Annotated in this window: 12 protein-coding genes; 5 read left to right on the forward strand and 7 right to left on the reverse strand. The window is 61.8% G+C overall.

All coding sequences use genetic code 11. The features are described 5' to 3' along the window. The first annotated feature begins 118 nt into the window (after positions 1-118). The gene (gene dbpA / locus ACIROW_RS03245; protein ID WP_402271831.1) at positions 119-1507 is read left to right on the forward strand and encodes an ATP-dependent RNA helicase DbpA; all 1389 of its coding nucleotides are present in this window, start codon (positions 119-121) and stop codon (positions 1505-1507) included. A gap of 92 nt (positions 1508-1599) precedes the next feature. Here the strand turns inward: dbpA and ACIROW_RS03250 are convergent, their stop codons facing one another. Beyond that, the gene (locus ACIROW_RS03250; protein ID WP_402271833.1) at positions 1600-2436 is read right to left on the reverse strand and encodes an HDOD domain-containing protein; all 837 of its coding nucleotides are present in this window, start codon (positions 2434-2436) and stop codon (positions 1600-1602) included. A 315-nt stretch (positions 2437-2751) separates the two neighbouring features. Here ACIROW_RS03250 and hpnD point away from each other — a divergent pair, with 315 nt between their 5' ends. The 4 genes from hpnD (at position 2752) to ACIROW_RS03270 (ending at position 6599) form a co-directional block, all read left to right on the forward strand. Then, complete coding sequence (gene hpnD / locus ACIROW_RS03255) at positions 2752-3585, forward strand: presqualene diphosphate synthase HpnD (RefSeq protein ID WP_016832581.1); 834 nt, start codon at positions 2752-2754, stop codon at positions 3583-3585. 53 nt (positions 3586-3638) lie between these two features. Further along, the gene (locus ACIROW_RS03260; RefSeq protein ID WP_402271834.1) at positions 3639-3998 is read left to right on the forward strand and encodes a YxeA family protein; all 360 of its coding nucleotides are present in this window, start codon (positions 3639-3641) and stop codon (positions 3996-3998) included. Then, the gene (gene hpnE, locus ACIROW_RS03265; protein WP_402271836.1) at positions 3982-5325 is read left to right on the forward strand and encodes a hydroxysqualene dehydroxylase HpnE; all 1344 of its coding nucleotides are present in this window, start codon (positions 3982-3984) and stop codon (positions 5323-5325) included. The genes ACIROW_RS03260 and hpnE overlap by 17 nt, the downstream gene beginning before the upstream one ends. Positions 5326-5459: 134 nt before the next feature. Beyond that, positions 5460-6599, forward strand: a complete 1140-nt coding sequence (locus ACIROW_RS03270) for an alpha-hydroxy acid oxidase (protein ID WP_116432586.1) — start codon at positions 5460-5462, stop codon at positions 6597-6599. Positions 6600-6689: 90 nt separating this feature from the next. On the opposite strand, the gene ACIROW_RS03275 is transcribed toward ACIROW_RS03270, so the two are convergent. From ACIROW_RS03275 to ACIROW_RS03300, 6 genes are all read right to left on the reverse strand, one after another. Beyond that, positions 6690-7370, reverse strand: coding sequence for an ankyrin repeat domain-containing protein (locus ACIROW_RS03275; RefSeq protein WP_402271838.1), 681 nt, complete (start codon positions 7368-7370; stop codon positions 6690-6692). A gap of 11 nt (positions 7371-7381) precedes the next feature. Further along, positions 7382-8161, reverse strand: a complete 780-nt coding sequence (locus ACIROW_RS03280) for a TatD family hydrolase (protein WP_402271840.1) — start codon at positions 8159-8161, stop codon at positions 7382-7384. A 63-nt stretch (positions 8162-8224) separates the two neighbouring features. Continuing rightward, a complete protein-coding gene (locus ACIROW_RS03285; RefSeq protein ID WP_402271842.1) occupies positions 8225-9697 on the reverse strand; it encodes a PepSY domain-containing protein in 1473 nt (490 codons plus the stop codon). A gap of 2 nt (positions 9698-9699) precedes the next feature. Continuing rightward, positions 9700-11898, reverse strand: a complete 2199-nt coding sequence (locus ACIROW_RS03290) for a TonB-dependent receptor (RefSeq protein ID WP_402271844.1) — start codon at positions 11896-11898, stop codon at positions 9700-9702. Positions 11899-12019: 121 nt separating this feature from the next. Further along, positions 12020-12562, reverse strand: a complete 543-nt coding sequence (locus ACIROW_RS03295) for a response regulator transcription factor (RefSeq protein WP_402271846.1) — start codon at positions 12560-12562, stop codon at positions 12020-12022. Then, positions 12559-13905 carry an ATP-binding protein gene (locus ACIROW_RS03300; protein WP_402271849.1) on the reverse strand — a complete coding sequence of 449 codons (1347 nt, stop codon included), beginning with the start codon at positions 13903-13905 and terminating at the stop codon, positions 12559-12561. Before ACIROW_RS03300 ends, ACIROW_RS03295 begins: the two co-directional genes overlap by 4 nt. Between the last annotated feature and the right edge of the window lie 301 nt (positions 13906-14206).

Here is a 14206-nt window from a genome sequence, read left to right on the forward strand (position 1 = left end):
TTGGCGTTTAGACGTCAAAGGCTTTTTGTTTTGCGCGCTCGCTTTTACACCCGCGTTGTCGCACAGTCGCCGACCACGCCCTGTTAGACTGAACCTCTCCCATTCGATTGCTCCGATCATGACCTCATCTTCCTTTTCCAGCCTGCCGTTGACGCCGGCGATGCTCGCCAATCTCGAGCAGCTCGGTTATCACGAGATGACCACGATCCAGGCCGCCAGCCTGCCGGCGGCGCTCGAGGGACGCGACCTGATTGCGCAGGCCAAGACCGGCAGCGGCAAGACGGCGGCGTTCGGCATCGGCATTTTGCACAAGCTCAATCCCAGCTATTTCGCGATCCAGGGCCTGGTGGTTTGTCCCACGCGCGAACTGGCCGACCAAGTCTCGAACGAGTTGCGCCGCCTGGCGCGCTTCACGGAAAACATCAAGATCCTGACACTGTGCGGCGGCACTGCAATGCGCCCGCAAATCGCTTCACTTGAACACGGCACCCATATCGTGGTCGGCACCCCCGGCCGCATCCGCGATCACATTGGCCGCGGCACCATCAATCTGTCGACCGTGCAGACGCTGGTGCTGGACGAAGCCGATCGCATGGTCGACATGGGCTTTTACGAAGACATCGAGGGCATCGTCAGCGCCTGCCCGGCGCGACGCCAGACGCTGCTGTTCTCGGCCACGTATCCCGATGACATCCGCAAGGCCAGCGCACGCTTCCTGCGCGACCCGGAAGAGATCAAGGTCGAGGCCCGCCATGACGGCGACAAGATCGAGCAGCGCTTCTTTGAAGTCTCGGCGGAACAGCGCAACTTCGCCGTAGCGCGCCTGCTTCAGCATTATCAACCGGTGTCGACGCTGGCTTTCTGCAACACCAAGATCCATTGCCGCGAACTGGCCGATGAATTGCGCGCTCAAGGCTTCAGCGCACTCGCCCTGTACGGCGATCTGGAACAGCGCGAGCGCGATGAAATCCTGGTGCAGTTCGCCAACCAGAGCTGCTCGGTGCTGGTGGCGACCGACGTGGCGGCACGCGGCCTCGACATCGCCAACCTGAGCGCGGTCGTCAACGTCGACGTCACGCGCGACACCGAGGTACACATCCACCGCATCGGCCGCACCGGTCGCGGCCAGGAGCGCGGACTCGCGCTGAACCTGTGCACCCCGAACGAAAAGCGCTGGGTCAAGCTGATCGAGGAATACCAGCACGCGCCGGTCCAATGGTTCGACCTCGCCGCGCTCGACACCAACGAAGACAAGGTCTTGCGCGCACCAATGCGTACGCTCTGCATCCAGGGCGGCAAGAAGGACAAGCTGCGTCCGGGCGACCTGCTGGGCGCGCTCACCGGCGACGTCGGCCTGAGCAAGGAACAGGTCGGCAAGATCAACGTGTTTGAATTCTCGACCTATGTCGCGCTCGACCATCGCATCGCCGAGAAGGCCTGCGCGAAGCTTGAGGCAGGCAACATCAAGGGCCGCAACTTCAAGATGCGTCTGCTGCGCAGCGCCTGATGCGACTCATTTGTGACGTATTTGCGATTCATTTCGCGCAATAAAAAAGGCAGCCGTTTCAGGGCTGCCTTTTTTGCTTCCGAAACGTCGCGTCAGATCAGCAGCGCCGAAGTCAGCGAACGGATTTCGTCGGCGGAATCTTCCAGCACGTCGCGCAGCGAATCATCGCCCATGTATTCATCAACGATGGTGTCGGATTGGCGACCAGCCTCAAGCACGCTCTTCTGGAACGGCGACGGCACCGGCGACAACTCCTTGGCCAGCAGCAGCACATCGCCCAGCGTTTCCGGCGGCAGCACGCGGATGCCGTGCCACAGCGATTCGACCGCAGCCACCACGGCTTCGGGAATGCCGAGCTTCTTGAGCACGGCGCGACCGATCATCTTTTCGCCGTATTCCGCCCAGTCTTCGGCGTTGCCATCGAGCAGGCCGGGGAATTCATCGGTGCGCGAGAGCAGATAGAAGCCGCCGACTTCATGCACGATGCCGGCGAACATGGCGGTCTCCGGATCGAGACGTGTCATCTTCAGCGCAATGACTTGCGCCAAAGCCGCAACGTTGGCGGTGTGCTCCCACAGCTGCGCCGCCTTGACGCGCATCTCGGGGTCCGAAATATTGCGGCCGAGCTGGCGCACGATGACTGCCGTCGTGATGGCGTTGAGGGTCTTGAACCCCAACCGCATGACGGCCGTTCGTACGTTGTTGATTTCACCGCCGGAACGGTTGTAGGCAGCCGAATTGGCAATCGCCACGGTACGCGCCGACAGCAAGGGCTCGGCCATCACCAGTTTCGACGCCGCCTCGAGGTGGCAATTCGGATCGTTGAGGGCCTGCTGCAGTTTGATCGATGCATTGACGTTGGTCGGGAACACCAGCTCGCCCCGTCCGGCCTGCACTGCAATGCTTCTGAAAGCTTCCAGTCTGTTCATGAAGAAATGGTCTCCTCGCCTTGATTGCTCACCCCAGTCGCGCAATGCGTCTGTCGTTTTGTGTTTTTATCAACAGCATCGGCATGATTTTCTGCAGTTCCCGTCGAACTTGCCGCCGGTCCTCAGTCATGCCTCGTTGCCCTCAGCTTAATGTACAACGTCTGCTGCTGCAACCAGCTTTCACTGCAATTACGAAGGTGCGCACCCATGTCGGAACGCGAAGCAGATTGCCCTCGGCCCCCTAGTCGGCTAGCATAGCGGCTTCTTGCATGACGGCGACCTCGCGGCGCCCGCTTTTTTACCTCATCCCACCCCATGTCTCCTGACGAATATTGCCAGCAAAAAGCCGCCCAAAGCGGCTCCAGCTTCTACTACAGCTTTTTGTTCCTGCCGCCGGAACGCCGCCGTGCCATTACCGCGCTGTACGCGTTCTGCCGCGAAGTCGACGACACCGTGGATGAAATCGAGGATGCCGGCGTGGCGCGCACCAAGCTGATGTGGTGGCGCAAGGAAATCGCCTCCATGCTCAACGGCAACCCCAGCCATCCGGTGACGCTGGCGCTGCAGCCGCACGTGGCGACCTACGGCCTCAAGGGCGAGCATCTGCAGGCCATCATTGACGGCATGGAAATGGACCTGGACCAGACCCGCTACCTCGACTACCCCGGCTTGCAGCGTTACTGCTGGCATGTCGCCGGCGTGGTCGGCATCCTGTCGGCCAGCATCTTCGGCGTGACCCAGGGCGGCACGCTACTGTTCGCCGAAAAGCTCGGCCTGGCGTTCCAGCTCACCAACATCATCCGCGACGTCGGCGAAGACGGACGCAAGGGTCGCATTTATTTGCCGGTCAACGAATTGCAGCAATTCAACGTCACTGCCGCCGACATCCTGAATGCACGTCACAGCGAAAATTTCGAGAAGCTGATGCGATTCCAGGTGGAGCGTGCTCAACGTGTTTACGATGAGGCGTTCGCATTACTGCCAAAAGAAGACCGTCGTGCACAACGTCCCGGTCTGATGATGTCGGCAATTTACCGCACGCTGCTCACTGAAATCGAGCGCGACGGCTTTCACGTGCTGAATCAGCGCATTTCGCTCACGCCGATACGCAAGCTCTGGCTGGCCTGGAAAACCTATATTCGCGGCTGAACTTTAGCGCGGTCGGGACGTCAATTCACTTTCCGAAATTGACGGACCGAAGCATGAAACGCATTTACGTACTATCGCTGCTCGCCGGTGTCGCCTTCGCCGCCTGCGTATTGATGAGCCCGGGCTTCAACGAGTTGCTCAAGCGCGTCGGCAAGGACGAGTTCTATGTCTACGTGGTCGACCCGGGCAAGAAGATCCTGCCGGGCGCCTACGTCAGGCAATACTATGAATACAGGTTGCTGGCCGTCGGCGAAAGCGGCGCACAGAAGACGCTGACCTTCACGGCGACCAAGCAATTGTCGCTCGACACTTACCTGCGGCTGTACGTGTCTTCCGCCGGCCAGGTAACGGCATGGGAAGAAGTGCAGCAGCGGGAATTACCGGACCGGATCAAGAATGGGAACATTCCCTGAGAACAAAAGCAGTGATCACATCGCCGTCATCGGCGGCGGCTGGGCCGGATGCGCCGCTGCCGTCATCCTCGCCAAAGCAGGCAAACGCGTCAGCCTGTTCGAAGCCGGTCGCACCCTCGGCGGCCGCGCACGCCGCGTAGACGTCGACGGCCGCACGCTCGACAACGGCCAGCACATCCTGCTCGGCGCCTACCGCTCCACCCTCTCTCTCATGAAAACCGTCGGCATCGACGCCGAACGCGCGATGCTGCGCCTGCCTTTGCAGATGCGCTATCCGGCCGGCACCGACGGCATGGATTTCGTCGCGCCGCGGCTGCCGGCGCCGTGGCACATGCTGCTCGCCTTGTTCCGCGCCACCGGACTGGCGCGCGAGGACAAGCTGGCGCTGGCGCGCTTCTCGACCACGGCGCGCTGGATGGGCTGGCAGTTGCACGAGGATTGTTCCGTCGCTGAATTGCTGGACCGTTTCGACCAGACCGACCGGCTCAATCGCCTGATGTGGACGCCGCTGTGCATCGCCGCGCTCAACACGCCGCCGCAGCGCGCTTCGGCGCAGATATTCCTGAACGTGCTGCGCGACAGCCTGGGCGCACGCCGCGCCGCCTCCGACATGCTGATTCCGCGCACCGATTTGACCGCGTTGTTTCCACAGCAGGCGGCCGCTTTTGTGGAAAGCCGCGGCGGCAGCGTGACCTGCGGCCAGGCCGTTGCCTCCATCTCGGCATCGACGCCGGGACGATGGAACGTCGCTTTCAAACAAGATGCCGACGCGCAATCATTCGACGGCGTGGTCATTGCCACCGCGCCGGAAGCCGCCGCCAATCTGCTCGACGGCCTGTGCGACACGACCACGCTGCGCGCGTTCGCCTACGAACCGATCACCACCTGCTATCTGCAATACCCGGCGGTGGTCAGACTGGAACAACCCTTCTTCGCATTGACCGACGATGCCGGGCTTGCCGCCTGGGGGCAATTCGTGTTTGATCGCGGCCAGCTCAACGGCGTTGCCGCCGATGCCGGCTTGCTGGCGGTCGTGGTCAGCGCCGCCGGCGACGCCATTGCAGAGGGTCACGCTGCCATGACCGACGGCATTGCCACACAACTGGCGCGCCAGCTGGGCAATCCTCTGCTGCAGACGCCACTGTGGAGCAAAGTCATCTCGGAAAAACGCGCGACCTTTTCCTGCACACCCGGACTGCTGCGGCCGGACAATACCGGCATGCCCGCCGGCCTGGCGCTGGCCGGCGACTACGTTGCCGGCGACTATCCGGCAACGCTGGAAGCCGCCGTGCGCAGCGGGGTTGCTGCAGCAGCGCTGTTCTCGTAAGCGGTCTGCGCCTGCACGAATTTTATTCAGCGAAACTTTTCATCTTTCTGTCAAAGGGATTCACCCCATGACGCGCCGGTTTGATCTACGATACGGTCAAATTTCATAGATTTAACCTATTTTGGAGAAGAAACATGCCCGTGATCACCTGTGTTGAAGACTTGCGCGTGCTCGCAAAGAAACGGGTTCCCAAGGCTTTTTACGACTACGCGGACAGCGGCTCGTACACTGAGAGCACCTATCGCGCCAACACCGACGACCTGGCTGCATTGAAGCTGCGCCAGCGCGTGGCGATCAACGTTGACCAGCGCTCCACCCGCACCACCATGATCGGCCACGACGTCGCCATGCCGGTGGCGATCGCCCCGACCGGCCTGACCGGCATGCAATGGGCCAACGGCGAAATGCTGGGCGCGATTGCGGCGGAAAAATTCGGCATCCCCTTCACGCTGTCCACCATGAGCATCTGTTCGATCGAAGACGTCGCCAGCGTGACGACCAAACCATTCTGGTTCCAGCTGTACGTGATGCGCGACCGCGGCTTCGTCAAGTCGATGATCGATCGCGCCAAGGCGGCCAAGTGCTCGGCACTGGTGCTCACGCTCGACCTGCAGATCCTCGGCCAGCGCCACAAGGACCTAAAGAACGGCATGTCGGTGCCGCCGAAACTGACGCTCGACACGCTGATGGACCTGGCCAGCAAGCCGGGCTGGGCGCTGCGCGCGCTGACCGGCCGCAAGACCTTCGGCAACCTGGCCGGACACATCACCGGCGGCGGTAGCGGCATCCAGACCCTGAGCCAATGGACCGCCAGCCAGTTCGATCCGACCCTGAACTGGGACGACGTCGCCTGGATCAAGGAACAATGGGGCGGCAAGCTGATCCTCAAGGGTATCCTCGACGTCGAAGACGCCAAGCTGGCGGCACAAACCGGCGCCGATGCGCTGGTCGTCAGCAACCACGGCGGTCGCCAGCTGGATGGCGCGATGTCGTCCATCGAAGCGCTGCCGGCGATTGCCGAAGCAGTCGGCGACCAGATCGAAGTCTGGTTCGACGGCGGCATCCGCAGCGGTCAGGACATCCTCAAGGCCACCGCGCTGGGCGCCAAGGGCACCATGATCGGCCGCGCCTTCCTGTATAGTCTGGGCGCCATGGGTGGCGAAGGCGTGACGAAGATGCTGCAAATCCTGCACAAGGAACTCGACGTCAGCATGGCCCTGACCGGCACCAAGGACATCAAGGACGTCGGTCCGCAAATCCTGATCCGCCGCTGATATCTCATTCAAGGCAGCAAATAAAAATCCCGGCTTGCGCAAGCATCGCCGGGATTTTTTATTTTGCAGAACGATTGAAGTGAAGGGAATTTACTCCGGCTTTTGCTGCGACCACGGCGTGTGCTTGCCGGTCAGTTCTTCAACGGTTTCCTTCTGGTCGAAACGACGCGCCAGGTCCAGCGCGGTCATGCCGTCGGCGTTCTTCAGCGTCACGTCGGCGCCCTCTTCCTTCAGCAAACGCACCGCCATCGTACGGCCGCGTACGGCCGCCAGCATCAGCGGCGTCATCTTGTCGTCGGGCGATTCGGCGTCGATATAAGCCGAGGCATCCAGCAGCAGCTTGATGGTCTCGGGCCGGCCGTTGATGGCGGCGTAATGCAGTGCGGTCCAGCCGGGACGATTTACTTCGACTTCCTTGTCCAGCAGCAGCTTGACGACATCGGTCTTGCCGTAGAACGCAGCAACCATCAATGCCGTGTCGCCGTTCTTGGCCTTCGCTTCAAGATCGATGCCAGGCGTATTGAACAAGACATTGAAGGCCTTCATCGAATCTTCGCGGATAGCCAGCATGAGCGCCGAATAGCCGCGCTGCGGTTCGACCATGTTCGGTCCGAGACCGCGCTTGATCAGGTCTTGCAGCTCCCGCGGCGCATCCATCTTGACTGCGATGAAATAGTCTTCGTAGGTGCCGGCATGTGCTGGGGCGAGCAGGGACAACGCGCTCAGCGCCAACACTGCGGCATGAATGGAAAAGAAACGGCGATTCGGCATGCGGGCTACCCTCATTTGGCCATCTTGAACAGCGTGAAGAAATTCTCGGTCGTGTGGCGCGCCACCTCTTCCACCGGGATGCCGCGCAAATCGGCGATGAACTCCGCCACGTGCCGCACCAGGCCCGGCTCGTTGGTTTTGCCGCGATGCGGCACCGGCGCCAGGTAAGGCGAATCGGTTTCGATCAGCATGCGTTCCAGCGGAATCGTGCGCGCCACTTCCTGCAAGGCCTTGGCGCTCTTGAACGTGACGATACCGGAGAAGGAAATATAGAAGCCAAGTTCAATCGCCGCATCCGCCACTTCCTGCGACTCGGTGAAGCAATGCATGACGCCGGCGGCGCCGCCGGCTTCCGGATTGGCGCCCTCTTCGCGCATGATGCGGATGGTGTCTTCCGAGGCCGAACGCGTGTGGATGATCAGCGGCTTGCCGGTGATGCGCGAGGCGCGGATGTGCGTACGGAAACGTTCGCGCTGCCATTCGAGATCACCCTGCAGGCGGAAATAGTCGAGCCCGGTTTCGCCGATGGCGACGATACGCGGATTGTCCGCCAGTTCGACCAGTTGCTCGACGCTCGGCTCCGGCGTGTCTTCATAGTCGGGGTGCACGCCGACCGAGGCGTAGATATGCGGATATTGCTCCGCCAGCGCCAGCACCTGCGGAAACTCGGGAAGATTCACCGAGACGCACAAGGCATGGCTGACGCGGTTCTCGTCCATCTTGCCGAGGATATCCGGCAGGCGCGCGACGAGTTCGGGGAAATTGATATGGCAATGGGAGTCGATATACATGATGGGCGCTATTTTACGCCATCGCCCCGCTGCCGGCCTTTCCAGGAACCGCTCGCACGAACGTCAATGCCGCAGGCGGCGCACCCCGATCACCACGCCGGTCAGGCTCAGCGCCAGTCCGCCCAGGCTCAGGAGAATCAGCGCAATGTCCCACAACGGCCGGCTCGACAGCAACACCGGCAAATCCCAGCTGTGCAGGAAGGCGAACAGCCAGCGCTTGACGCGTTGCGTGCCATCCAGTTTGCCGAGCACCACGCCGGTGGCAGGATCGATGTGCACCCAAGTCTGCGCCGCATCGGCATAGCGCAGGCGCAACACCGGCAAGGGATGGCGCATGCCGCCCATCATGGTGTGCGCTTCGCGGCTGTAGTAATACGCGTCTTCGCGTTGCAGCAGTTCGCTGCCGGCCAGCGGCGCATCGATCAGCTTCGCCGCCGCGCGCATGACTTGTTCTTGTGGAACAGCATCGTCGACTTGGTGTTCCGACGCGTCGATCATGCGCGTGCGACCAGCGCCGTTGACCGCGATCAGGTAAGGCTTGCCGTCCAGCATGTGCCAGCGCAATTCACGCGCTTGCCACGACGGCGGCAACAACCTCAGTGCATCGCTGCTGCCGAGCGGCCAGCTTGCCGGATCAAGCACGGCGCCGGCATAAGCGCGCCGGTTCAGTTCCACACCGCCGCCTTTGAACAGTCCCCATGGATTCATCGACATCAAGCCGCTGAACACCCATGTCAGCGTGATGCCGGCGAACGCCAGTCCGATCAGATGATGCCAGCGCATCACCGGTTCACGGTACGGCGTCTTCGCGCCGGAACGGAAACGCCCTCGAAAACGCCAGCGCCAGATGCCGATCACGCTGCCGCTGACGGCGACCAGCACGCCCGCCAGCGACAGGTAGATGACGATGTGGCTCCATGCGCCGTCGAGCGGACCACCGCGAAACGCGTATAGCCAATGCAGCCAGGCGCCGGCGTAATTCCACACGCGTTCGGTGTGCGTCGCCTTGCGCACGACCTCGCCGGTGGTGCTGGAGACGTAGAGCAAGGTCTGCTCGGGATCGTCCATCTGTACGCGATGCAGCGGCCGGTGCAGGTCGAGTCCACGGGTGTGCGTCCAGGTGTCCTCATCCACGCGATCCACGTAGCGCGGCGTAGCGTCGGGCATGAAAACGTGGGCCGCCGCCACAGCATCCTTGGCGCCGATATCGGTGACGGCCGCGCCGCTGAGCGCGTCAACTGCGATGACTTTTTTGCCGACGCCGAACTGATATTGCGGTCCTCCCGCCGCACTGGTCAGCACGATGGACGACGGCCGCGCGTCGGCAGGCAATGCGCGTGCCGCCTCGACGACCGAGATGCAACAGCGAGCGGCGTCGAGATCCGGCAAACGCGCCAGTCGCTCCGACTGCGTCAGCTTGGGATAGCCGATATACATCATCACCACGCCGCTGACGAACCACAGCAGCATGAACAGGCAGGCGACGATCCCGAGCCAGCGATGGATCAGGAACAGCCAGCGTTTGGCGCGCTGCATGCTCAGAAATTCGCCAGCACGGCGACTTCAAACGTACGCGGCGCGCCAAGATAAAACATCGGCGTGCTGGTGATGTTGTCGGCGTAGACCTTGTCGGTCAGGTTCTTGACACGGGCGGTGATGGTCGCCTTGTTCAGCTTGCGGCTGAGGCTGGCGCCAAAGATCGCATACCCCGGCGCGCTCACCGTATTGGCGGTATTGCCGTACACCGACGACACCGCGCGTGCATCGAAGCCGGCGTTCCAGTCGGGCAGGAAGGCGTAATCCAGCCACAGATTGGCGACCCGCGCCGGTGTATTGGTCGGACGATTGCCGGCGCGAGAGACCGCGACGCCGCCGACGCTTTCAGTGAAATTATCGTACTGTGCGCGCACCAGCGACAGATTGCCCTGGATGCGCAGACTCTTCACCGGACGTACGCCGAACGCCAGCTCGATGCCACGTGAGGACTGCTGACCGACCGGCACCGTGAGGTTGGGATTGGTCGAGTCGGTGACGGCCAGGTTCTTGCGCGTGATGGCATACGCGGAAATCGTCGCGTTGCCGCGGCCATCCCAGAAGTCGAACTTGCTGCCGGCCTCGACCTGATCGCCCGTAGTCAGATCGAAATTCCTGACCTGGCTGAAGTTGGCGGTGGTCAGCACGCCGGCCGGCGGATCGGCGGCGGTGCTGTATTGCACGAACAGGTTGGCGCTCGGCGTGATATCCCACACCAGCCCGGCGCGTGCGGTGGTAGGGAGATAGGTGTTCTTGAAATAGGCCGGATCGGTGACGCTGACGGTGCGCTGGTTGTCCACCTCGAGCTCAATGCGGTCATGACGCAAGCCGGTCACCAGCGCCAGCGACGGCAGCAGCCGCGTGCGGTTTTCGAGGAAGGCTGCAATCGTGGTGACACGATTGCTGCGGTCCGGCACAAAGTCGGAGCTCATGCCGGGAATCGAAAAGAAAGTCTCCGTGCTGAAATTGAGCGGATTGACGCTGCTGATCGGTCCGGCCACCGTGCGCGGGAAACGCGTCATGCGGTTGACGCTGTAGTCAACGCCGCCGGCCCATTCCGATTCCAGCGAGCCGAGCTGGCCGCGATGCTGCCATTCAAATCGATTGCCAGTCAGTTCCTGATCGTGACGCTGCAGGAAGGCCGATGAGCGCACCACCTGCGTGTTGCTTGCGTTGTAGCGATAGACCTCGACGTTGCGGTAATCGCGCAGCGCGTCGTAGTGATAAAAAGTATTTTTGAACGACGTCTTGTCGGACAGGCGGTAATCCACGATCGAGCGGAACCACTCCACGGTTTGCTCATACACGCCGTCATTGGCGTTGTAGTTCTTGAAGCGCGTAGCCGGGTCGATGCGACCGGTTCCGGTGGTCGGGTTCAGCAGCGGCGTGCCCCAGTAAGGACGATCGACATGCTCTTGCTGGTATTCGTAGGCGAGCGTGTGCGAGAGCTGGGGCGTAATGTCGGTCAGCAGCGACAAGGCGCCGGTCAAGGCGCGGCGCCTCTCGCCGTCGACATAGCCGTCGCTGCCGCTGCGGCTCAGGTCGATGCGCAAATAGTTGGTGACGCCCTGTCCGTCTCCGGCGCTGAGTTTGCGATTGAGCCCTGCCGCCACGACGGATGAATTGTTCGAGCCGTAGCTGCCGTACAGCTGGGCCAGGTCGCCGTCGCGATTGGCCTGTTTGGTAATGTAGTTGATTGCTCCGCCAACTGCGCCCGCGCCATGCACGAAGCCGGAGGCGCCGCCCACCGCTTCGACGCGATCGTAGATCCAGCTGTCGATCGGCCGCGCCGAGATCGAGTCGTATTGCACGGTGATGCCGTTGAACAGTTGCGTGATCTGCGATGCAGAAAAGCCGCGATAGGAGACGAACCCGGCCTGCCCCGGCGGCGCCGAAGCAGTCACCCCGGGAATGCCGCGCAGGATCTGCTGCGTGTCGCTCGCGCCGCGCGCCTCGATGGCGGCGCGGTCGATGATGCTGATGCTGCCGGGGGTATCGCGCACGCTCAGGCCGAGACGGCTGGCGGTGGAAGCGTGCCGGTCGAGCTGAAGTTTTTCGTTGGGTTCGTCGCGCGTGTCGCGCACTTCGATCGTCTCGAGCACGTCGCTTGCCGCGAAGCTCGCGCCGCTGCACAAACCGAGCACCGCAACGGCGATCGCGCGTCGCCGCGGCAATGACAGCACCTGCCGGAAAAACTTCTTCACTATGGTTTCCCCCCCATGGAATAAAGGGGGCCATGCTAGAGGCTCAGGTGCGGCTTGGGAATGCGACAGATTGTCGCAGCGTGCGATAGCGGCAGCTTGCGCGCTATCGCACGCACCGAACTTACTTGGCGACGGGGCGTTTCGCCAGCTTGCGCTGCAAGGTGCGGCGATGCATGTTCAGCGCGCGCGCCGTGGAAGAAATATTGCCCTGATTTTCCACCAGCACGCGCTGGATGTGCTCCCACTCGAGGCGTTCTACCGACAGCGGTGCGGCGGTGTCGGTGTTGTCGAGGTCGGTGGAAGCATCGTTGGCGCTGTGCTCCAGCGCAGACAGGATGGAATCGAGGTTGGCCGGCTTGGCCAGATAGTTGTCGGCGCCGGCCTTGATTGCCTGCACCGTGGTGGCGATGCTGGCATAACCGGTCAACACCAGCAGCCGCGCGTGCGGAAGTTTTTCGCGCAGCGGCGCGATCCACTGCAAACCCGAATCCTGCTGCAATTGCAGGTCAATGGTAGCGTAGGCGAAATCGGTTTCAGCGGCGGCCTTCAGCGCATCTTCGCCGCTGTGCGCGACAGTCGCAGAGAATCCCCGGCGCGACAGTGAACGCGCCAGCGTGGAGGCGAACACGTCATTGTCGTCGAGGATCAGGAAGGCTGCGCTCATGTTTTCTTCTGGTTGAGGAGGAGACGGTTGGGAGAGATCAGCGGCAAGGCCAGCGTCGCGCAGGCGCCCCGCCCTGCCGTTCCGGTCGCGGCGGCAAGCGTCAGCTTCCCGCCCATTTGGCGCGCTGTGGCAAAGGCCAGCATCAGGCCGATCCCCTTGCCGCCGGTGCTGCTGCGTACAGGCTCGTAACCGAGACGTTTCAGCAATTCCGGCGCGATGCCGGGACCATCGTCGGCGACGCGAATGATAGCTGAATTCATCGTCGAACTTGCAACGGCGTCTTTTTGCAGACTCAGCACTACGTCGACTTTGCCGTTTTCAGAGACCGCCTGGGCGGCATTGTCAAGCAGGGTCTGCACAACCTGTCCGATCAGTTGCCGGTCCTGCGCCGGCGCCGTATCAAGCAGATCCGGTACGCCTTGCGGCAAGGTCAGGCGAATCGACACTGCCGGATGGCGCAGGCGCCAGCTATCGACGAAATGTCGCAGCCAGTCGCTCAGGCTGACCGGCGCAGCCGTATCGGCTTGCCGCACCTGCACATCCATGCCCATACGATCGAGCGCCGTCTTGCAGACTGCGATCTGCTCTTCCACCACGGCCAGATCGTCGCGGTATATGGTCAGCGCATTGTTCCGTCCGGCCTCAATGCGCAGCTCGCCCGCGATCACCGCGACGGTCGCCAGCGGCGTGCTCATTTCATGCGCGGCGCTGGCGGCCTGCGTGCCGAGCGCAACGATGCGTTCATCCTGCAACTGTTGCTCGCGCGCCTGCGCCAGTTGGGCGTCGCGCGACCTCACCGTGGCCGACATGCGTGTCACGAACCACGTGATCAACGCCGCTGACATCACGAAGTTCACCCACATCCCGGCCAGGTGATATGCCGTGGCCTGGTCGTGATCATGGATGTGCAGCGGCTGATACAGATACGTCAGCGCCGAATAGCACGCGAGGGAATACAACGCCAGGCCGAACGCATATGGCGACGGCAGGACTGCCGCGGCCACGGCCAGGGCCGGGAGGTAAAAGGACACGAAGGGATTGGTCGCGCCACCCGTGAAATACAGTAAGGCCGACAAGGCGCTGACGTCGATGCAGAGCTGGAAGAACAATTCCGGCTCGCGCACCGGCTGCGGCAGGCGCATGCGCAACCATGTCAGGCCGTTGAACACCAGCATCAGCCCGAGCACGGTACACAGCGGCGTCAGCGGCAGGCTCAGCTCCATGCCGTAGATCGCACTGGCCACGAGCAAAGCCTGCGCCAGCGTCGTCACGCAGCGCATCCAGAACAGGCGCAGCAGCAGTTGATGCTGCGACAAGGGGCGGGAAAGGGAAAGTATCGGCATGCAGGGATTATATGCCGCTCTGCGTCCGCTCCATGCCGCACAGTGCAGGCCAGCATCTTAAAAAATACGATCGAAAATGAATAAAACGGCGTCCGGAAAATAGAAAAATGATTTCCGAGAAGCAAACAGAAAGCAGGGGCTTACGCACCAATATCGATCAATGGGATGAAAAATTACAACAGTCGGATCTAAAATTAAAATGAGAATGTAAACAATAATGATTCTTAACTATAATTATCCATTCCATTGTTGCCAGCCTGCATATTTATCCAAGTCGATACCGCTCAGTAGCTCGGGCAAT

Origin of the sequence: Herbaspirillum sp. NPDC101397 (assembly GCF_044767325.1) — a bacterium.
Classification (GTDB): Bacteria; Pseudomonadota; Gammaproteobacteria; order Burkholderiales; family Burkholderiaceae_D; genus Herbaspirillum.